Below are 19,684 nucleotides of genomic sequence, written 5' to 3'. Positions count from 1 at the left end.
GTCAGGCGTGCGCCTCGTTCAATTTGGCGCGGCTGCGTTGACGCCACCAGCGCAGGCCGGGCATAGCCAGCATCAGCGCGGCCATCGCCCACAGCACGAGGGTGATCGGGCTGCCCCAGAGGATGCCCAGATCGCCTGCGGAGATCGACAGTGCGCGGCGCAGGTTGTCTTCCATCATCTCGCCGAGGACGAAACCGAGGATCAGCGCCGACAGCGGGAACTCCAGCTTGCGCAGCAGATAGCCGAATACCCCGAGGCCGACCATCAGTACCAGGTCGAACGTCGTGCTGTGCACCGAATAGACGCCGACCACGCTGATGGCGGTGATTGCCGGCACCAGCACCCAGTTGGGCACGCTGAGCATCTTGGAGAACAGCCCGACCAGCGGAATGTTCATGACCAGCAGAATGACGTTGCCGATGAACAGCGAGGCGATCAGACCCCAGACCACGTCGGGCTGCTGTTCGAATAGCAGCGGGCCAGGCGTGATGTTGTACAGCGTCAACGCGCCGATCATCACCGCCGTGGTACCCGAGCCGGGCACGCCCAGGGTGAGCATCGGAATCAGCGATCCGCAGGCGGAAGCGTTATTGGCGGCTTCCGGGGCGGCCAGACCACGCAAGTCGCCATCACCGAACCGGCCCTTTTCACCGGCCATGCGCTTCTCGCTCATGTAGGTCATGGCACTGGCGATAGTGGCGCCGGCGCCGGGCAGGGTGCCGATGACGAAGCCGGCCAGGGCGCTGCGCACCATGGTCCAGAACGTCAGGCAGAACTCCTTGAAGTTGAACAGCAGGCGTCCGCTGGCCTTTACCGCTTTCTGCCCGCTGTGGGTCTTTTCCAGCATCAGCAGCACTTCGCTGACGCTGAAGAAGCCGATCACCACGATGACGAACTGAATGCCATCCGACAGGCTGACGCTGCCGAAAGTAAAGCGGTAGACACCGGTGGTCGAGTCCACGCCGACGGTGGCCAGGCCCAGGCCGATCAGCGCCGCCATCAGGGTTTTCACCGGCTTGTCACCGACCATGCCGCCAAGACAGGCGATGGCGAAGATCATCAGCACGAAGTATTCCGCCGGGCCGAAGGCCACTGCCCATTTCGCCAGCAGCGGCGCGAACAGCACCACGCCACAGGTGGCGATGGTGCTGCCGATGAACGAACTGACTGCCGACAGCGACAGCGCGATACCAGCTTTGCCCTGACGTGCCAGCGGATAGCCGTCGAGGGTGGTCATCACTGCCGCGGCGTCGCCGGGGACGTTGAGCAGGATCGCCGAGATACGGCCGCCGTATTCGCAGCCCAGGTACACCGCAGCCAGCAGGATCAGCGCGGTTTCCGGCGGCAGGCCCAGGGCAAAGGCCAGGGGTAGCAGCAAGGCCACGCCATTGATCGGACCCAGCCCCGGCAGCAGACCGACAACGGTGCCGACGAAGGCGCCGAACAGCGCCACCAGCAGGTTCGTCGGCCGCGTGGCGACATCGAAGCCCTGCATCAAGAAGTTCAAGGTTTCCATTTTCAGCTCTCCAGCAAGCGCAGCACGCCCAGCGGCAGCGGCACATCAAGCAACAGGTCGAACAGGCCGTAGAGCAGCACGCCCATCAGTACGCCACTGATCAGGCAGGGCCACAGGCGTCCGTTGAACAGCAGGCCCAGGGCGAAGGTGGCCAGTGCCGTGGTAATGACGAAGCCGAGCGTCTCGAACAGCAGCGCGTAGCCCAGCAGGACCAACACGCAAAACAGGGCTCGCCGGGCCATCATCCAATCGAACGGAGGCGTCGGTTCCCCGTGTGGTTTGCAGAGCAGCCAGAGCGCGCCGCAGCCCATCAGAAACAGCAGCAGAAGCGGGTAGGCGCGCGGGCCGACCGGGTCGTAGGCGAAAGGCGCCTCGAAACTCCAGGCGAGCAGCGCTAGACCGGCGCAGGCGAGCAGCCACGCCGCGGCGAAGACACGAACGTACATGGGGGTTACCTCGAGAGGAGCCGGCAGCGGCTCCCATCCGGAAGCCACTGCAAGCGGGGTGTTACTTGACCAGGCCGAACTCGGCGGCGAGAGCCTTGTAATCAGTCACCTGCTTGTTGACCAGGGCGGTGAGCTCATCCCCGGTCATCGACAGCGGGAACAGGTCACGTTGCTCGCGCAGCCTGGCGAACCCTTCAGTGGCGAGCAGGCTGTCGAACTGCGTCTTCCACCAGTTGAAGTCTTCATCGCTGACTTCCGGGCCCATGTAGAAGCCGCGAATTACCGGCCAGCTGATGTCGTAGCCCTGTTCCTTGGCGGTCGGAATGTCCGACATCTTGCCTGGCAGACGGTCATCGGAAAGCACCGCGAGGATGCGAATCTTGCCGGCTTCGAGCTGTGGCGCGACCTCGGCCAAACCGCTGCTGGTGATCTGGACATGACCGCCGAGCATGGCGGTGAGAGTTTCGCCGCCGCCCTCGAAGGCGACATAGCGCAGTTTCTTTGGATCGACGCCAGCGGCGCGGGCGATCAGCGCGGTCTGCATCCAGTCCTGCCCACCGATGGTGGCGCCAGCACCGAAGACTACACTGCTGGGGTCTTTCTTGACTGCGGCGATTAGGTCGTCGAGGTTCTGGTAAGGCGCGTCCGCCCGTACTGAAATGGCGCCGTAGTCGGTGCCGATGCCGGCCAGCCAGCGCACGTTGGTTTCGTCATAGCGACCGAACTTGCCTTGTGCCAGGTTCAGCAGCGAGCCGCTGGAGAACGCGGTGATGGTCGCCGGATCGTCAGCGCGCTGGGCGATCACCGCGTTGTAGGCCACGGCACCGACACCGCCGGGCATGTAGGTAACGCGCATCGGTGATTCGAGCAGGCCTTCATCCTTCAGACCGCTCTGGGCCAGTTTGCAGGTCAGGTCGAAGGCGCCGCCGGGTTTGGCCGGGGCGATGCATTCGGGGCGCTTGGGCTCGGCGAACAACTGGCTGGACAGGACCAGGCAGGACGAGAGCAGGGCGATACGGCGGATAGCAGTTTCCATGGTGTCTCCTTTTGATTCTTATTGTGGGTGCTTTACCAGATCGGCAGGCTGTAGCTGACGATCAAACGGTTTTCATCGGCATCGCGGGCGAAATCGGAGCGGAACATGGCGTTACGCATGCGCACCGCGACATTCTTCAGCGGCCCGCTCTGCACCACGTACTTGAGCTCGATGTCGCGCTCCCACTCGCTGCCGTTGCTGCCGCCGGTGTACTCGGCGTTGTCGCCGGAGATGTAGCGGGTCAGGAAGGTCAGGCCGGGTATGCCGATGGAAGCAAAGTTGTAATCGTAACGGGCTTGCCAGGAGCGTTCTTCGGCATTGGCGAAGTCGTTGATCTGGACGAAGTTGACCAGGTATGGGTCGCCGCCATCGATGTAGGCGTAGCCGGTGTCACCGTTCATTTGCTGATAGGCGAGGCTGACCTTATGGCCGCCCAGGCTGTACCCGACCATCCCGTTCCAGGCCTGGTTGTCGATCTTGCCGGCATTGGCCGCGCCGGTGTCGTCGCTGATCATCAGCCTCAGGTCGGCGGTCAGCGCGGAGGCCTCGCCCAGCGGCTGTACCATTTGCAGATTGAAGAAGTGCTGACGGTAGATGTCGTCCAGCTCCGCCGCGTAATAGGTGCCGGTGAACCGATCGCTGAATTCGTACTTGGCTCCGGCGAACGTCAGATGATCGGCTTCGGCGGCGCTGTCGAAACGACCGTTCTTGTTGTTGATCTGCAGATCCTGGGAGTTGGTCGAGGCGCGATCGATAACCTTGTCCAGACGGCCACCGCTCAGGGTCAGGCCGGCCACGTCCTGAGACACCAGCATCGTGCCTTCGAACACCTGGGGCAGGGTGCGGCTGTCGCTGGCCTTCACCACTGGCGTTTCGGGAATGTGGCTGCCGTAGCGCAGCTCGGTCTCGGAAATCTTCGCCTTGGCCGTCAGCCCGAGTCGGCTGAATTCATCCGGGGTGCTGCCATCGTCATGCACCGGGAGCAGATCGGTGCCGGTGCGGCCGCCGCCGGAGTCCAGCTTGATGCCGAGCATGCCCATGGCATCGAGGCCAAAGCCCACGGTGCCTTCGGTGAAACCGGATTCAATATTGAGCAGAAAGCCCTGCGACCATTCCTCACGTTTGGACTGACCATCCCCTTCGCGAAAATCACGATTCAGGTAGATGTTGTGAGTTTGCAGCGTGGCGCTGCTGTCTTCGAGGAAATCGGCCTGCACCAGGGGCGACAGCGAGGCGGCCGCGACGGCGAGGGTAAGGCGAGCGTATGCGGGTTTAGTTCTGACGGCAGTCAGCATCCTGTATCTCCATTCTTGTTTTTGTTGTGACGGCGATGTGCCGTAGCAGGTGGTTCGAGCCACCTGCATGCGATCCTAGGCGGCGAAACTTTCGCCAGGCTTTCAGTGAAAGCAGCGTGCAGCGTGCCTTGTCGCTACACTTGCGCTCCTTTCCGTGTGTGGCAGAGGACAGGCAATGCGGATTCTTCTGGTCGAGGACCATCCCCAACTGGCTGAAAGCGTCGCCCAGGCGTTACGCGCCGGCGGATGGACGGTGGACCTGCTCAATGATGGCGTGGCGGCCGATCTGGCCCTGGCCACCGAGGATTACGCACTGGCGATTCTTGACGTCGGGCTGCCTCGGCTCGACGGCTTTCAGGTGCTGGCGAGGCTGCGTGAACGCGGCAAGACGCTACCCGTCCTCATGCTCACCGCGCGCGGCGAGGTCACTGATCGCGTGCACGGGCTCAATCTCGGCGCCGATGACTATCTAGCCAAGCCGTTCGAGCTGTCCGAACTCGAAGCGCGGGTCAAAGCGCTGTTGCGGCGCAGCGTCGGTGGCGGCGAACGCCAGCAGCGTTGCGGCGTGCTGGCTCATGATCTGGATGCCCGGCGCTTCACCCTGGCTGGCGAGCCGCTGGCGCTGACCTCGCGCGAGCAGGGTGTGCTCGAGGCGTTGATCGCCCGTCCCGGGCGGGTGATGAGCAAGGACCAGCTCGCCGCGCAGGTCTTCGGTCTGGATGAGGACGCCAGCGCCGACGCCATCGAGATATACATTCACCGTCTGCGCAAGAAACTCGAGGGTCAGCCGGTGCGCATCGTCACCTTCCGGGGTCTCGGCTATCTGCTCGAGGCCACTGATGGCTGAGGTCGGCAGCCTGCGCGGACGACTGCTGCGCCGGCTGGCGGTGCTGCTGGCGCTGTTACTGCTGTTCAGTGGCTGGAGCGCTTACTGGAATGGCCGCGCCGCCGCCGATACCGCCTATGACCGCACGCTGCTGGCTTCGGCCCGTGCCATCGCCGACGGGCTGGTCACCAATGACGGCAAGCTGCGCGCCAACGTGCCTTATGTGGCGCTGGACACCTTTGCCTATGACAGCGCCGGGCGCATCTACTACCAAGTGCTCGATATCAGCGGCCGCCTGGTCAGCGGTTACGAAGACCTTCCAGCACCAGGCGCCGATATTCGGCGCACCGACGACTATCCTGCCTTGGCCCGGTTCTATGACGGCGAGTTCAAGGGCGAGGGTGTGCGTCTGGTCAGTCTGTTGCAGCCGGTTAGCGAGCCGGAGCTCAACGGCATCGCCGAAATTCGCGTGGCCGAAACCCTCGGTGCCCGTGAACGCATGGCGCGCAGTCTGCTCACCGACACCCTGTGGCGGGTCGGCTTGCTGGCGATCACGGCGCTGCTGCTGGTGTGGCTGGCGGTGAGCGCCGCGTTGCGTCCGCTGGGCAAGCTCAGCGAGGCGGTCGAACTGCGCCAGCCGGACGATTTGCGTCCGTTGCCGCTGGTGACGGTGCAGCGCGAACTCAAGCCGCTGGTGGCCGCGCTCAATCATTTCACCGAACGCCTGCGCGGCCAGTTCGAACGCCAGGCGCAGTTCATTGCCGATGCCTCGCACGAGCTACGCACGCCGCTGGCGGCGCTCAAGGCGCGCATCGAGCTGGGTCTGCGCGAACAGCAACCGCAGCGCTGGCTGGAAACGCTCGAAGAAGCCGAGGCGCATACCGACCGGGTCATTCATCTGGCCAACCAGCTGCTGTCTCTGGCGCGCATCGAAAGCGGCGCGCAGTCGATTGCCGAGGGTGGCGCGCAACGCCTCGACTTGAGCCAGCTGGCACGCGAGCTCGGGCTGGCGATGGCCGCGCTGGCGCACAAGCGTGGCGTCGCCATCGCCCTCGAAGCGGATCGCCCGGTGTGGATTCACGGCGAGCCGACGCTGCTCAGCGAGCTGCTGAGCAACCTGCTGGACAATGCGCTGGCACATACGCCCGTTGGCGGCAACGTGGTGCTGCGGGTGAAGGAAGATGGCGTGCTGGAAGTCGAAGACGATGGTCCGGGAATCGCGCCCGAGGAGCGCGAGAAGGTCTTCGCGCGCTTCTACCGTGTGCAGCAAAAGGGTCAGGGCGCCGGGCTCGGGCTGGCCATCGTCGGCGAGATCAGCCGCGCCCATCGCGCCACCATCGAGTTGGGTCAGGGCACGCTGGGCGGCCTGCTGGTCAGGCTGCGCTTTGCGTCGACGCTCGACTGAGTCAGCTCGGCTCGCGCGCGTCGGCGACCGTCACCTGGTTACGGCCATTGCGTTTGGCTCGGTAGAGCGCGGCATCGGCTTCGGCCAGCAGCTGGACCGTCGAGCAAGGCGCCCGTGGATTCAGCGTGGCCACGCCGATGCTGATCGTCAGATCGATGCGAGTATCGCCGTAGGTCGGGTGCAGCTCCGCCACCGCCGCGCGGATGCGCTCGGCCTGCTCGCGGGCCTGGCAGCTGTTGACACCCGGTAGTGCAATGACGAACTCCTCGCCGCCGTAGCGCGCCACCACATCGCCGGCGCGCTGTCCGTGCTGTTTGAGAATGGCGGCCACCAGGCGCAGGCACTCGTCGCCGAAGGGGTGGCCATAGGTGTCATTGATCTGTTTGAAGTGGTCGATGTCCAGCAGTAGCACGGACAGTGGCGCGTCGATGCGCTGCGCGCGCCGAATCTCCTGTTCGAACATCAGATCGAAGTGGCCGCGGTTGGACAGCTGCGTCAGCGCGTCGGTAACGCTCATGCGGGTCAGTTGTGCGTTTACCTGCTCCAGTCCACGCTTGGCCTCTTCCAGCGCTTGGGTCCGTTCGAGTACGCGGGCTTCCAATGCCTCGTTGGCGCGCATTTGCAGGTCCAGCGTCTGTTGCTGCGCGCGCAAGCGGGACTCGCGTTCCTGGGCCAGGGCCTCGGAGGAACGCAGCGCGCTCTTCTGCGCCTCGATTCGATGTTCGCGCTCGTGATTGATGCGCTCGGCCAGCGCCATCGAGAGCAACACGAACTCGGTGAACATGCCGATCAGCTGACCGTTGAGGGTCAGGGCGTTCAGCGGCAGTACGCCTTCCAGGGCCAGTAGATGGGCGACGGTGAAGAACAACAGGGTCGACCAGGCGATGGTGAACTGACGGGCCGAGGCATTCCCGCGGATCCACAGCGTAATGGTCACCGCCATGCTGAGCGTGCAGTGGACCAGCGCCATCGTCCCGATCGCCAGATACTGTGTCAGCGCCGGGGCGAAGACTATGGCCAGCAGTACTACGGCCCAATAGCCGATGAGGAATAGCGTCACGTGCCAGACCCAGCCGCCGTAGCGCCTGATGTCGAGAAAGCGAGTGGCGAAAAGCAGCGGCGTGAAGAAACTCAACGCCGCTGAAAGGCCATAGAACCGGTTAGAAAACGCCGACGTGTTCGGCCACAGAAAGAGCTGGCCGAAGCCCGTGATGCTCAGCACGTAGAACAGTGCGCTGAGCAGATAGGTGACGTAGAGCAGGTAGCTGATGTCCCGTGTGAACAGGAATAGGCTGCAGTTGTAGAGCAGGATCACTAACATGCCGCCGAAGAACAGACTGGTCATCGCAACGTCGGCGATCTTCGCGGCAATGAAGCCCGTCTCATCGGCGATGGCCAACGGCAGGACGATCAGTTCGCCTGCCCGCACATGCAGATAAACCACGGCCGTTTCTTCGGCGCGCAGTTCGAATGGGTAGACGAAGTTGTGGTCGGCCTGGGGCCGCTCACGCATCGGCACTGTGTCGCCGGCCCGCATTGGCGGACCCCATTGGTTGCGGGTCGGATAGAACAGGCGTACGCGCACCTCGTCCAGTACCGGCCATTTCAGGCTGAGATACCAGGTACCGGGCGGTGCGGTCGTGTTGTGCAGCATGAAGCGCAGCCATACGCCCTGCGGCTGCTTTTTCAGGTTGGGTCGTTGCAGCGGCTGCCAGTCCCAGGCCGCAACATGGGCGGTTTCGAAGTCCGCCTCGCTGTGGCCGACGACATATTCGACGGCACCTACCTGCAATTCATGAACGTTCTGGGCGATTTGCGTTGGCGTGACATCAGCCGTAGCCAAGCCACAGCAGCCTGCCAGCAGAACGAAAAGGGCAAAGGCCCGCAATGAATCACAACGCATTCGCTAAAGCCCTGTGAGTTGGCAAGTAGCGCGCAATGTGAGCCACGCTCCTGAAAAACACCATACGGCCGGTGCCGTCCCGGCGCCAGCGCCAGTACGCGCTTGGAGCAAGGCGTTCAACCTTAGCTGTCGTGGCGTATCAGTTCCGATTTGCTACGGCCTGTTCAGCGTCTTGCGGCATCGCCTGGCCGTGCAACTGTTCGACGCGCAGCTCAGGCTGCGAACGGTTGCGTATCGCCACCCATTCCTCCAGCGCGGCTACCGAACGTGGCGGCGATATCAGATAACCCTGGAACAGATCGCAGCCGGCCTGCAGCAGTGCGGACTGCTTTTCCATGGTGTCCACGCCCTCGGCATTGACCCGCTTGCCCTGCGCTTGGCAGAAGGCAATGAGCGCGGTCAGGCTTTCCCGTAGTTCCGGTTGCGTCAGGCGCTGCACGATGGCCATGTCCAGTTTGATGGTGTCGGCCGGGTACTCGAGCAACTGCTGGATCGAGGTGTAGCCGACGCCGAAATCGTCGATGGCCACGCGGAAGCCCGCCGCGCGGATTGCCCGCACCACCTCCATGGTGTTGCTGCTCAGTTCGGCGGCGTAGGTTTCGGTCAGCTCGATCTCGATGTTGCCGGGCGCGACGCCATGATGCGCGGCGCGTTCGATCAGGTAGCGGCAGATGTGATCGTCGGTCAGCTGCGCCGACGAGACGTTGATCGCCAGAATCATGCCTTCGCCGAACAGCCGGACCAGCTCCGGATAGCCGGCCAGGGCCCTATCGATCACCCAGCTGTCGATCTTCGGGAACAGCCCGGCGCGCTCGGCGATGGGAATGAACTCGCCCGGTGAAACCGTGCCGAGCAAGGGCGAATGCCAGCGCAGCAGCACCTCACAGCTGACCACGCTGCCGTCGCGATCCACCGCCGGCATGTAAACCAGGCGCAACTGTTCATCGCCATCGAGCAGGCGCAGCTGTTCCTCGACCAGCCGGATGCGCTGGTTGCGTTGCTCCAGCTGGGCCGAGAAGGCCACCGCGACATTCTTGCCTTCGGCCTTGGCCTGATACATCGCCGTGTCGGCGCGGGTCAGCAGTTGCGTGATGGAATCGGCGTCGGCGGGGTAGCGGGCCGTGCCGATGCTGACACCGACCGGGTAGAGACGGTCCTCGAAACGGAAGCCGCTGCGGCACAGGTCCAACAAGGCATCGGTAAGCGCCGGCAAGCTGTCGTACTCGGTACCGGTCAGCAGCAGGATGGCGAACTCGTCGCCGGAGAGCCGGGCGAGCGCGGTCTCGGCGTCAGGGTGGGCCTGGCGGTGGCGCTCGAGCACGCCTTGCATGCGTTTGGCGAAGACGCGCAGCAGCGTATCGCCGGCATCATGGCCGTGCTGGTCGTTCACCTGTTTGAAGTTGTCCAGATCGAGAAACAGCAGCGCCAGTTGCCGTCCGCCGCGTGCGCACTGGTCATACATGGCGGTGGCCAGCAGGCCGAAATGGGCGCGGTTGCTGATATGGGTCAGGCTGTCGGTCCAGGAGATTTCCTGAATACGCTGCAGCGCGGCCGTGTTGCGCTCGTGCAGGGTTTTCATATTCAGCGTCAGGCGACCGATCTCGCCACCATCGCTGGGTTCGTCCAACGCGTGGCGCTTGCCCTGCAGCAGCTCGGTGAGCTGCTGGTCGAGCCAGCTGATCGGACCGGTGACATAGTGATGGATCAACACCAGCAACAGGCCGACGGAGATCAGGCAGATCAGCACGACGCCAAACAGAAATGCCAATCCCAGCGTTTGCAGGCGCGCGGCAATGTAGTCAGGTGACGGCGTCAGGCGTGCGGACAGCGAGCGTGACAGCTCGATATCGGCCGATAGCCCCCGTGGCGCCGGTTTGAGCTTGGGTGCAATCTCCACCGCCGCACCGTATTCGGCCTCCAGGCTGCGCTTGAGGCTGATGAAGCTTTCAGGGCGCACCGCCAGTTGCAGGGCGAAGGCTTCCGCTCGCTGGCTAGGCAAAGGGCGGCTACCCGCAGCCGGCAGGATGAAGTCGGTATCCAGCAGCAGGCCACCCTCGGCTGTATCTATATAGGTCATCTGGCCGGTATGCGGAGTCTGCTTGGCCTCGCGGACGACCTGTTGCTGCGTGGCGCTCATGGTCGCGAACGGCGACAGGCTGCTTTCGTGATAGTAGGCCACCTCACCGCCAGGCTGGACGATGGCGAAGGACACGAACGACATGCGGGTCGTTGATAGCGAGCGAATGCTCTGCTGGATGCGCAGCCCCAGCGTTTCGTTACGGTAGGCGGTGTTCGACTCACGCAGGAACAGCAGCAACGCTTCGCTGTTGGCGATCGAGTGGAGCATGCTGCGGTTGAACGCCTCGTAGTCCAGATAAGCGGATTTGAGCGCTAGCAGCTGCTGCGCCAGACGCGCCTGTTCGAGGCCCACCAGCGAAGCGCGCTGGGTCAGGTAAGCGGTCGTTGCAGCCAGCAGCTGGATGATCAGGATGACCGGGAAGATCACCAGCAGCGTGCGTTTACCGAGCGTCATGGGCGTTGATCAGTGCGTTGATGATGCGCCGCCGTGTCTGCGTCGCATCCAGCGGACGTGGCTCATAGACCTGGCTGTTCTGCAGCACCGCCTCGGGTGGGTAGATGCTTCGATCCTGGCGGATCTCATCCGGCAGCAGCGCGATGGCCGCAGTGTTGGCCGTGGCGACACCCAGCTCGGCGGCATTCAGGGCCGCGATTTCGGGGGTATTGATAAAGCTCAGGAAGCGGTAGGCCAGCGCCTTCTGCTGACTGTTGACCGGCACCGACAGGCAATCGACCCAAAGCAGTGTGCCTTCCTCTGGAACCACGTAGCGCCAGGGTTCGCCTTCGACGCCTTCGATGGCGTTGAGCACCTGCTGATCGCCGCTGTAGGTCAGCGCCATGTCGGCCTTGTCGAGGTAGCGCTGGCTGCGTAGCGATGTAATCACGTATTCATAGGTCAGTACGGCGTGGGACTGCGCCATCAGCAACTCGTAGGCGGCTTTCAATTCGTCGATGCTTGAGGTGTTGATCGAGCGCTGCTGGTAAAGCAGCGGGCCGGCGAGGATGTCTTCGTGGTCCTCCATCATGATGATGTGCGGCGCGTCGCGTTCGGCCGGTTGCAGCAAGTCGGCCCAGGAGCGGGGCGCGACGGGCAGGCGGTCGGAACGATAGGCAATGCCGAGCGTGCCCCAGAGATAGGGGATCGCGTGGGGTCCGCAGTGGTCGCGCCAGCGTTGCGGCGTGTGCTTCAGATTGGGCAGCGCCTTCTCATCGATCGGCTCTAGCAGCCCGCGTTCGCCGAAGCGGTTGGCGCTGATCAGCTCGGTCAGCGCGATGTCGATCCGGTGATCCGGCTCGGCGAGCACTTGGTCGCGCTTGTCGCCGCTGTCGAAGTAGACCTGATGGATCTGCACGCCGGTCTCGGCCTGCCAGCGCTCGATCACCGCCTCGCTGAGAAAATCCTCCCAGTTCAGCAGATTCAAGGTTTGCGCGGCTTGCAGCGCGGTGGAAGGAAACAGAAGGCTCGTCGCAACCAGAGTCGCGCCGCAGAGCCGCCGCAGATGTGACGCCGACACCAGAGTCTTGTTATTCATTCTTCGCTCATCCGCTATGCAGGCCGGGACTGCACGCTGCAGCGTTCGGCTAGGGTTTGGCAGGCTTCGCAGCTAGGGTTCTATCCGCGTTCCGGCGTTCTCGATCGCAGCGAACATGTGTTCGCCGGGCATAGCGAGTTAGCGGCGCGCCAAGGTGGCACTTTAATGGCGCCAGACAAACGGCAGCAATATTTTTATAACAATCTTCAGATCATGCCGATCAGCGGACTGGGACCGGCTGTTTTGCAGAGCGCACCACGGGGCGCGGCGAAGCGCGCAGCCAGGGCGCAAGCAAGCGCGTGGACAGAGGAATGAAGAGATAAGTCATCAAAGGCGTCAATGCCAGGGTGCTGAGCAATATCCGCATGACTAGATTGAGTTCGCTGAGCATCCCGCCGAACAGCATGTTGAACAGCAGTGAGACGGGAAAGAACGCCAGCCAGATCGCCACGCTTTGCTTCCAGCGTGGTGGTAGGGCGCTGTCATTGCTACCGAACCAGGCGTCGATCCCTCGAGCGCGGCGCTCATGGGGCTGAGCGAAGAGTTCGCCGCCACGTTGCAGCCAGGCTCGGCGCGAGGCCGAATGTTCCCAGGAATCGAGGGTCTGCTCGTTGGCGAAACGGAAGACGATCTGGAACTCATCATCGTCAGGCGGCGGCGCCAGCACACCGGAGCCGAGGTAGCCGGGAAAGTCCGCGGCCAGTTGTTCGCCCTCGTGCAACCAGGCGAGAAGGTCGTGGTAGCGGCCATCGCGCACGCGGCGGGCCACCATCAAGGTGACGGGTTCGGTAGACATCGTGTATCTCCAGTATCAGGCCGGCCACCCGGATAGGGCATTCGGCAAACGCAGCGCCGGGGTGGTGGGCTGCGCCTTGGGGGATGCGAATTCTATTCCGTTCCCAGAGAAGCTCCAGCTTTAGTTTGCTGCTCGGTTGCGCCGGCGGGTAACACGTCGCCCCCGTTAGGCGAGAGCGTGTACGAAGCTGGTGTGGAAGGGTCCTCGGAGCGCTTCAGACCTCGTTCAGCTTCTTGCCAAACGCCTCGAGCGCGGCTTCGCCGACCACGTCTTCGGCCAGCAGGGGCAATTGCTGCAGCGGAAGGTTCGGTAGGGCCTGTTGCAGCGTGTCCAAATGACGCTGTTCTTGCGCGTGTCGCTCGGCGAGAAAGGCGCCGGCCTCGACAGGTGATCGTTTATTCACCACCAGCCCGGCCACTTCGATGCCGCTGCGCTGCAGCTGGGCCTGCAATTCGATGGTTTCCAGTACCGGCAGCCGCTCGGCGGCGAGGACGATGACGAACGCGCAACGCTGGCGGTCCTGTATCACGTCACGCAGTTGGCTGAAGCGCTCGCGGCGTCGGTAGAGCAGCTGTCGCACGCGTTGCTGGCGGTCGTTGCCGTCGCTGGTTTCGCGGCCGAGGATGCTTTCGCCTAAACCACCGTCGTCCTTGCCAAGATTTCGCAACACATCGCCGAAGCGCTTGCTGCGCTCCTGACGTTGCAGCAACCCTTCGGTCCAGGCCGTCATCATTTCCGGCAGCGCCATGAGCCGCGAGGTATGGCCGGATGGCGCGGTGTCGAAGACCAGTAGGTCGTAGTCGTCCATGCCCTGGATAATGGTGTCTGCGATACGTTCGAGCAGCGCCGCTTCGTGCATGCCGGGTGCATCGCGAGAGAGCGCCATGTGCTTGTCGACTTCGCCGGCCAGGTGCGGTGGCATCAACCGGCGCAAGGCGCTGCCGACCTCGTCCAGGTGTTGCCGCACCGTTTGATCAGGGTCGAGCTCCAGGCCATCGAGGCCGGCCGCCAGGCGCACGGTATTCGAGCCGATCGATCGGTTCCAGAGATGACCGAGGTTGTGCGCCGGATCGGTGGAGACCAGCAGCACACGGCGTCCGGCACGCGCCTGTTGCAATGCCGTGGCGGCGGCGACGGTGGTCTTGCCGACGCCGCCTTTGCCGCCGATGAACAGCACCCGGCTCCGTGCGGCCAGTGCTAGCAGCATCCGATGTGATCCAGCGGTGAGTGCTCCATGCCCATGCGGCGATGCCAGTCATGGAAGCGTTCATAGAGTTCCGGCATCAGCTCCAGGGTGTACCAGGCGGCGGGATTGGGTACGCCCAGCGCCTCGGAAAACACCAGCAGCATGAACAGGTCGTCCTCGTCGCGCCGGGCGCGGGCGAAGGTGCGCCGGTAGGGCGCGACGTAGAACTCCTGCAGCCCGTCCGACAAACGCTGGAAGAACGGTCGCTGCGTCATGGCAGCGGCTCGTCGGTGGTCATCTCGGCAGCCGGATCGCGGCCCTTGCGCATGGCGATGATCGCTTCAAGGGTGACCCACAGCGCGGCGATCAGAATCACCACATCCATGCCCAGCAGCAACCAGTTCTCGGCGCGGTAGAACTGGCCCATCTGCACCAGCAGCGCGTAGATCGACATCGCCAGCAGGAACACCAGTGGCACCAGGGTGTACATCGCCGGACGGCCCTGTTTGATCAGCAGCACGGTGATGATCGACAGCGTCAATCCCGCCAGCAGCTGATTGGTGGTGCCGAACAGCGGCCAGATCGCCATGCCGCCGCTGCCCTCGGAGCCAGCGCCAAAGGCCAGGGCCATGCACACACCGACTGCGATCAGCGTGCCGACCAGAGTGTTCACCTTCATGCCGGCCAGCTCGCCGGCTTCCTGAATCACGAAGCGTTGCAGGCGCAGGCCGGTGTCCATGGTGGTGCCGGCGAAGAGAATCGCCATTACCGCAAGAATAGTGGCGCCGAGGTCCGCCGGCAGACCCAGGCCGTTGGCGAGCAGCGTGCCGCCGCCCTGGACGAAGGCATTCACGCCGCCCTGGCCGAAGGCGGTGTAGACCTGTTGCCAGTCGAGCAGCGTAGCGAAACCGGCAGTGCAGCAGATGATCGCCGCCAGCGAGAGCATGCCTTCACCCACCGCGCCGAAATAGCCGACGAAGCGGGCGTCGGTTTCCTTGTCCAGCTGCTTGGAGGTGGTGCCGGACGCCACCAGCCCGTGGAAGCCAGAGATCGCCCCGCAGGCGATGGTCACGAACAGCAGCGGCACGATGCTCGGACTATCGGCAGGTAATTCGGTGTTGTATGCCGGCGCAACCAAATCTGGCGCACCAAACAGCACCGCCAGATAGAGCAAGCCGAGACCGACGAACAGTTGCAGGCCGTTGATGTAATCACGCGGTTGCAGCAGCACCCACACCGGTAGCAGCGAGGCGATGGCCGCGTAGGCGAACAGCAGCAGAATCCAGAACGACTTGGCACTCAGGCCCAGTACCGTATCCGGCAGGCTGATCGGGTAGGCGTTGCCCAGCAGGATCAGCAGGTAAAGCACGATCACGCCGCCCAGGGAGGGCCACAGCAATTTGACGTTGTAGCGGTAGATGAGCTGGCCGATTACCAGCGCAACGAGGATGGCGCCCCACACCGGAATTACCGAAGTCGGCGTCGACACCAGCAGGTTGGAGATCACCGCGGCAAAGGCGCCGTTGACCATCAGCAAGACAAGGAAGATCACGACCAGAAACAGACTGCGGCCGCGCGAACCGATCAGCCGCCCACTGAGCATGCCCACCGATTGGCCCCGGTTGCGGGCGCTGGCCCAGAGCGCGCCGAAGTCATGGATGCCGGCGAAGAAGATGGTGCCCAGCACCACCCAGAGGAACGCCGGCACCCAGCCCCAGATTACTGCAATGGCCGGGCCGACAATGGGCGCCGCGCCCGCCACCGAGGTGAAGTGGTGCCCCCAGAGTACGAACCGGTTGGTCGGCACATAATCCACACCGTCGCGCATGGTATGGGCCGGGGTGCGGTAGTTCGGATCGAGGCGGTAGATTTTCTCGGCGATGAACTTCGAGTAGAACAGATACCCCAGCGACATCGCCGCCAGCCCCACAATCATCAACGCAATCGCACTCATTCGAAGGCTCCTCGCACGCGTGCCGATACAGGCATCACGCAGGCTTGGGCTGTTGCCCGACAGTAACTTGAACACCCTGACGGGTGCGGTGTTCGGTATCGCCAGCAAGCCCCGGCATGGATGCCTTGGCGCTGCGCCAGTGTTGGCGATTGAGGTTCGAGCGGCCGCGGCGCCAATGGGTTCCCGCCGATTGTTCCGCATCGGCAGGAGCCGCCTGCGCATTGAAGTGCGAAAGAAGCGGGGCGGGCGCTTCCCACGATGGGTCAGAGCTGACCGATGAGTAGCGAAACGCGAACCCTGGCCAGCCGTTCAGGTCCGTTAAAGGACGAGCTTGAACCGCCGGAGCATGTTCATGGAGCGCCTAACGCTGTTGTCCCTGGGCAGCATCAATGCCGATTTTCAGGTGCGGGTCGACGAACCGCCCGGCGGTCGCGAGACCCTGCTGGCCCATGATCTGTGTCGCCTGTCCGGCGGCAAGGCCAGCAATACCGCCTACCTTGCTGCACGCTTCGGCCATCGCAGTATCTTGCTTGGGCAGGTGGGTGACGACGATCTGGCCGAGCAGGCGCTCGGGCCGTTGCGCGAGTCTGGGGTAGAGGTCGACGGCGTCGGTCGCGTGGCGGGTCAGGCAACTGGCGTTTCGATGATCATGGTCCCGCCGGATGCAAAGAAGCACATCGTGCTGGCATCCAATGCCAACGACTGCTGGGACCAGGCGGCCGCCGACGCCACCTATACACGTATCGAGGAATGCCAAACCCCGGCCGTTCTGGTGCTCGATTACGAAATTCCCGCTTGGGTCGTACGCCGCGCCATCGAGAGCGCGGCGCGCCAGGATATTCCGGTGGTGCTCGACCCCTCGTTTCCGGATCGCCTGGAGCGCAACATGCTGCCCATGCTGCACGCGATCACGCCGAACGCCGACGAGGCCGAAGCGCTGGTCGGGCATCCGGTCGACAACATCGAGGCCGCTGCCGATGCCGCGCGTGAGTTGCAGCGGGCCGGCACGGAGATCGTCTGCATCAAGCTGAGTGATGGCGGTTGTGTCCTGGCCTGCGGTGAGGACGTTTCACATGTTCCGCCGGGGCAGGTGGAGCCGGTCGATACCACAGGCGCCGGCGATGCCTTTACCGGCGTCTTCGCCATCGCGTTGCTGGAAGGGCGCGCGCCACGCGAAGCCGCTGCCTGGGGCGTGGCCGCGGCGAACCTGGCCGTCACCGCCTATGGCTCGCAGCCGGCGTATCCCGATCGTGAACAGGTCGCCGCGATGGTGCAGCAGCTTTTGCGTGCTGCGAGGGTGTTGCATGACTGAGTCGAACGTTCCGAGCCAAGTGGTTTTCGATAGCTACGACCCGGATGACGAGCGCCGGCGTGAGGCGCTGCTAGCACTGGGCAATGGCCTGTTGGCCTGCCGTGTCTGTGCGCCGGAGGCAGCTGCCCTGCATTCGGCTGGCGGCGGTGACCATTACGCCGGCCTGTACCGTGCCGGCTGGTACGACGATGCGCCGCGTGAGGTCAATGGCAGCGCGGTGCGGATGGCCGCGCTGGTCAATCTGCCCGACCCGTTCGGTCTGAGCTTCGCGCTGGATGACGGCGACTGGTACAGCCTCGACGGTGTCGAGCTGCGCGGGTACCGCCAGTGCCTGACGCTGGAAAGCGGCCTGCTGGAGCGCGAGCTGGATTTCGTTATCGCGGGCCATGCGCTGCAGCTGCACGAGACGCGCTTCGTCAGCATGGCCTCGCCACAGCTGGCGGTGCTGCGTTGGGAGCTCAAGGTACCGCGAGACGTCGCTCGCATCCGGCTTCGCGCGACCCTCGATGGCGGCGTGACCAATGCTGCGATTCCCCGCAATGACGCCTACGAAGGGCAACGCCTCGGCGCGCTAGACATCCAGCACGACGAGCAGGGGCGCGCGGCGCTGAGCGCCAGGGTTAACAATGATCGTCGCCGCCTGGCGATGGCCGTGGGCATCCGGACGCCGGGGCTGGGTCTGCACTGGCGTGGCCAACAGGTCGAGCAGCGGCTCATTCAACAGGCTGAATGTAGGGTGCCGGCGGATGGGCGGCTGGTCATCGAAAAGCGAGTGTTGGTGCAGGTCGATGACGAGCGGCCAGCCGACGATGACCACGCGCGCGAGCAGGTGCTCCAGCAACTGCCGCAGGCTGATTTCGACGACCTGCAACGCGCACACTGCGATGCCTGGGCGCAGCTCTGGCGGCACATGCCGATCGAATCGGATGATGCCCAGCTGCAGTTGGCGCTGCGCTTTCATGCCTTCCATCTGCTGCAAACGGTATCGGCGAACAGCGTCGGCAAGGATCTCGGCTTTCCCCCGCGCGGCTGGATGGAGGGTTACTACGGCCAGGTGTTCTGGGACGAGTTGTTTGCGTTCCCGTTTCTCGTCACCCATTTTCCCGAGCTGGCGCGCAACCTGGTCGACTATCGCCATCGACGCCTGGATACGGCCCGTGAACGGGCGCGCCGCGCCGGTTTGCGCGGTGCCATGTTTCCCTGGCGCAGTGCCGACAGTGGCGAGGAGGAAACCCCTCCTTGGCAATTCAACCCAATGTCGGGTCGCTGGATGCCCGATCACACCCACCTGCAACGCCATATCGGCTCGGCGGTTGCGTTCGATGCATGGCAGCTTTATCTCGCGACCGGTGACGAGGCGCTGCTGGCTGGGCAAGTGGCCGAGCTGATCATCGAAGTGGCGCGCTTTTGGGCCAGCCTGGCGCGCTTCGACGAGTCTCGGCAGCGCTATCTGATCTGTGGCGTGATCGGCCCAGACGAGTATCACAATGGCTACCCTGGCGCGGCGGAGCCCGGCTTGGACGATAACGCGTACACCAATCTCATGGCGGTCTGGACGCTCTGTTGCGCGCGGCAGGTGCTCGAGTTACTGCCTAAAGACAAGGCCGATGCGCTGCGTAACAGGCTGCAACTCGAAGCGGATGAGGTGGAGGGTTGGGAGCAGATCAGCCGGCGCATCTATCTCCCCTTCGTGGAGGACGACGTGCTCAGCCAGTTCGAGGGGTTCGAAAAGCTCGAACCGCCTCCGCAAGAGTGGCTGCACGGCGACCGTCCGCGGCTGGACTGGATGCTCGAAGCGCGACACGACAGCTGTGATCGCTATCAGCTGACCAAGCAGGCGGATGTGCTGATGGCGCATCATTTGTTGCCGCAAAACCAATATCAGGCGCTGTTTCAATGGCTCGGCTATCGGCACGACGAGGACGCCCTGCATCGCACGCTGGCCTACCACCTGGCGCGCCTGACACACGAGTCTAGCCTGTCGAACGTCAGTTGCGCCGGCGCTTTGGCCGAGGTCGATAGCGAGGCGTCATGGGCCTATTTTCAGCAAACCCTGGATGTCGATCTGTGTACGCCGGGCGATGAAGGTACGCAGGAAGGCGTGCATCTGGGCGCCATGTCCGGGTCGCTGGATGTGCTGCAGCGCCGTTACCTTGGCGTGCGGCCAGAGCTCGATGGCCTGCATGTTTTCCCCATGCCTCCAGCTGAGCTGCGGCACGTGGCGCTGTCGCTGGTCTACCGTCAGGCGCGCCTGCATCTGCAGCTGGACGATGGCTGGCTGACGGTGACGGCTGACAGCGCCAACGACCGGTCGGTAAGCGTGCATCACGCGGCGGGTCGCGAGCAGCTCGAACCGGGCCAGTCACTGCGAATGCCGTGTCGGGCCGCGGAGTGAGCG

General features: G+C 63.8%; 15 protein-coding genes. 4 read left to right on the top strand and 11 right to left on the bottom strand.

Annotated features, from left to right (window positions below):
* Window position 1: 1 nt before the first annotated feature.
* The 4 genes from GYM54_RS12195 to GYM54_RS12180 all read right to left on the bottom strand — a co-directional run bounded on the left by GYM54_RS12195 (window position 2) and on the right by GYM54_RS12180 (window position 4,293).
* Window positions 2-1,516, bottom strand: a complete 1,515-nt coding sequence (locus GYM54_RS12195) for a tripartite tricarboxylate transporter permease (protein WP_131651344.1) — start codon at window positions 1,514-1,516, stop codon at window positions 2-4.
* Between the two features lie 2 nt (window positions 1,517-1,518).
* Window positions 1,519-1,962, bottom strand: coding sequence for a tripartite tricarboxylate transporter TctB family protein (locus tag GYM54_RS12190; protein ID WP_181103055.1), 444 nt, complete (start codon window positions 1,960-1,962; stop codon window positions 1,519-1,521).
* Between the two features lie 61 nt (window positions 1,963-2,023).
* On the bottom strand, window positions 2,024-2,998 hold the full coding sequence (locus GYM54_RS12185) for a tripartite tricarboxylate transporter substrate binding protein (protein WP_197445293.1): 975 nt from the start codon (window positions 2,996-2,998) through the stop codon (window positions 2,024-2,026).
* Window positions 2,999-3,030: 32 nt separating this feature from the next.
* Complete coding sequence (locus GYM54_RS12180; protein WP_197445292.1) at window positions 3,031-4,293, bottom strand: OprD family porin; 1,263 nt, start codon at window positions 4,291-4,293, stop codon at window positions 3,031-3,033.
* 175 nt (window positions 4,294-4,468) lie between these two features.
* Here GYM54_RS12180 and GYM54_RS12175 point away from each other — a divergent pair, with 175 nt between their 5' ends.
* Together GYM54_RS12175 and GYM54_RS12170 are read left to right on the top strand one after the other, a co-directional pair.
* Entirely contained in the window at window positions 4,469-5,140 is a 672-nt protein-coding gene (locus tag GYM54_RS12175) for a response regulator (protein WP_131651348.1), read from the top strand.
* Entirely contained in the window at window positions 5,133-6,524 is a 1,392-nt protein-coding gene (locus GYM54_RS12170) for a sensor histidine kinase (protein ID WP_131651349.1), read from the top strand. Before GYM54_RS12175 ends, GYM54_RS12170 begins: the two co-directional genes overlap by 8 nt.
* A 1-nt stretch (window position 6,525) precedes the next feature.
* On the opposite strand, the gene GYM54_RS12165 is transcribed toward GYM54_RS12170, so the two are convergent.
* The 7 genes from GYM54_RS12165 to GYM54_RS12135 form a co-directional block, all read right to left on the bottom strand.
* Complete coding sequence (locus GYM54_RS12165; protein WP_197445291.1) at window positions 6,526-8,427, bottom strand: diguanylate cyclase; 1,902 nt, start codon at window positions 8,425-8,427, stop codon at window positions 6,526-6,528.
* Window positions 8,428-8,566: 139 nt separating this feature from the next.
* On the bottom strand, window positions 8,567-10,960 hold the full coding sequence (locus GYM54_RS12160; protein WP_197445290.1) for a bifunctional diguanylate cyclase/phosphodiesterase: 2,394 nt from the start codon (window positions 10,958-10,960) through the stop codon (window positions 8,567-8,569).
* Window positions 10,947-12,038, bottom strand: coding sequence for a PotD/PotF family extracellular solute-binding protein (locus tag GYM54_RS12155; RefSeq protein ID WP_197445289.1), 1,092 nt, complete (start codon window positions 12,036-12,038; stop codon window positions 10,947-10,949). The genes GYM54_RS12160 and GYM54_RS12155 overlap by 14 nt, the downstream gene beginning before the upstream one ends.
* 220 nt (window positions 12,039-12,258) lie before the next feature.
* Window positions 12,259-12,834, bottom strand: a complete 576-nt coding sequence (locus GYM54_RS12150) for an antibiotic biosynthesis monooxygenase (RefSeq protein ID WP_131651353.1) — start codon at window positions 12,832-12,834, stop codon at window positions 12,259-12,261.
* A 214-nt stretch (window positions 12,835-13,048) separates the two neighbouring features.
* Window positions 13,049-14,041: an ArsA family ATPase gene (locus GYM54_RS12145; protein WP_197445288.1), complete on the bottom strand. Its 993-nt coding sequence runs from the start codon at window positions 14,039-14,041 to the stop codon at window positions 13,049-13,051.
* On the bottom strand, window positions 14,032-14,295 hold the full coding sequence (locus tag GYM54_RS12140; RefSeq protein ID WP_131651355.1) for a cory-CC-star protein: 264 nt from the start codon (window positions 14,293-14,295) through the stop codon (window positions 14,032-14,034). Before GYM54_RS12140 ends, GYM54_RS12145 begins: the two co-directional genes overlap by 10 nt.
* Entirely contained in the window at window positions 14,292-15,974 is a 1,683-nt protein-coding gene (locus GYM54_RS12135; protein WP_181103034.1) for a carbon starvation protein A, read from the bottom strand. The genes GYM54_RS12140 and GYM54_RS12135 overlap by 4 nt, the downstream gene beginning before the upstream one ends.
* Window positions 15,975-16,326: 352 nt before the next feature.
* Here GYM54_RS12135 and GYM54_RS12130 point away from each other — a divergent pair, with 352 nt between their 5' ends.
* Together GYM54_RS12130 and GYM54_RS12125 are read left to right on the top strand one after the other, a co-directional pair.
* Window positions 16,327-17,286 (top strand): ribokinase, encoded by a 960-nt coding sequence (locus tag GYM54_RS12130; RefSeq protein WP_197445287.1) that lies wholly within the window; start codon window positions 16,327-16,329, stop codon window positions 17,284-17,286.
* Window positions 17,279-19,681: a glycoside hydrolase family 65 protein gene (locus GYM54_RS12125; RefSeq protein ID WP_197445286.1), complete on the top strand. Its 2,403-nt coding sequence runs from the start codon at window positions 17,279-17,281 to the stop codon at window positions 19,679-19,681. The genes GYM54_RS12130 and GYM54_RS12125 overlap by 8 nt, the downstream gene beginning before the upstream one ends.
* The last annotated feature ends 3 nt before the right edge of the window (window positions 19,682-19,684 follow it).

This window comes from Pseudomonas sp. MTM4 (genome assembly GCF_019355055.1).
Classification (GTDB): Bacteria; Pseudomonadota; Gammaproteobacteria; order Pseudomonadales; family Pseudomonadaceae; genus Stutzerimonas.
Note: the sequence above shows the minus strand (reverse complement) of the source record. Positions and strands in the feature narration are given on the sequence as shown.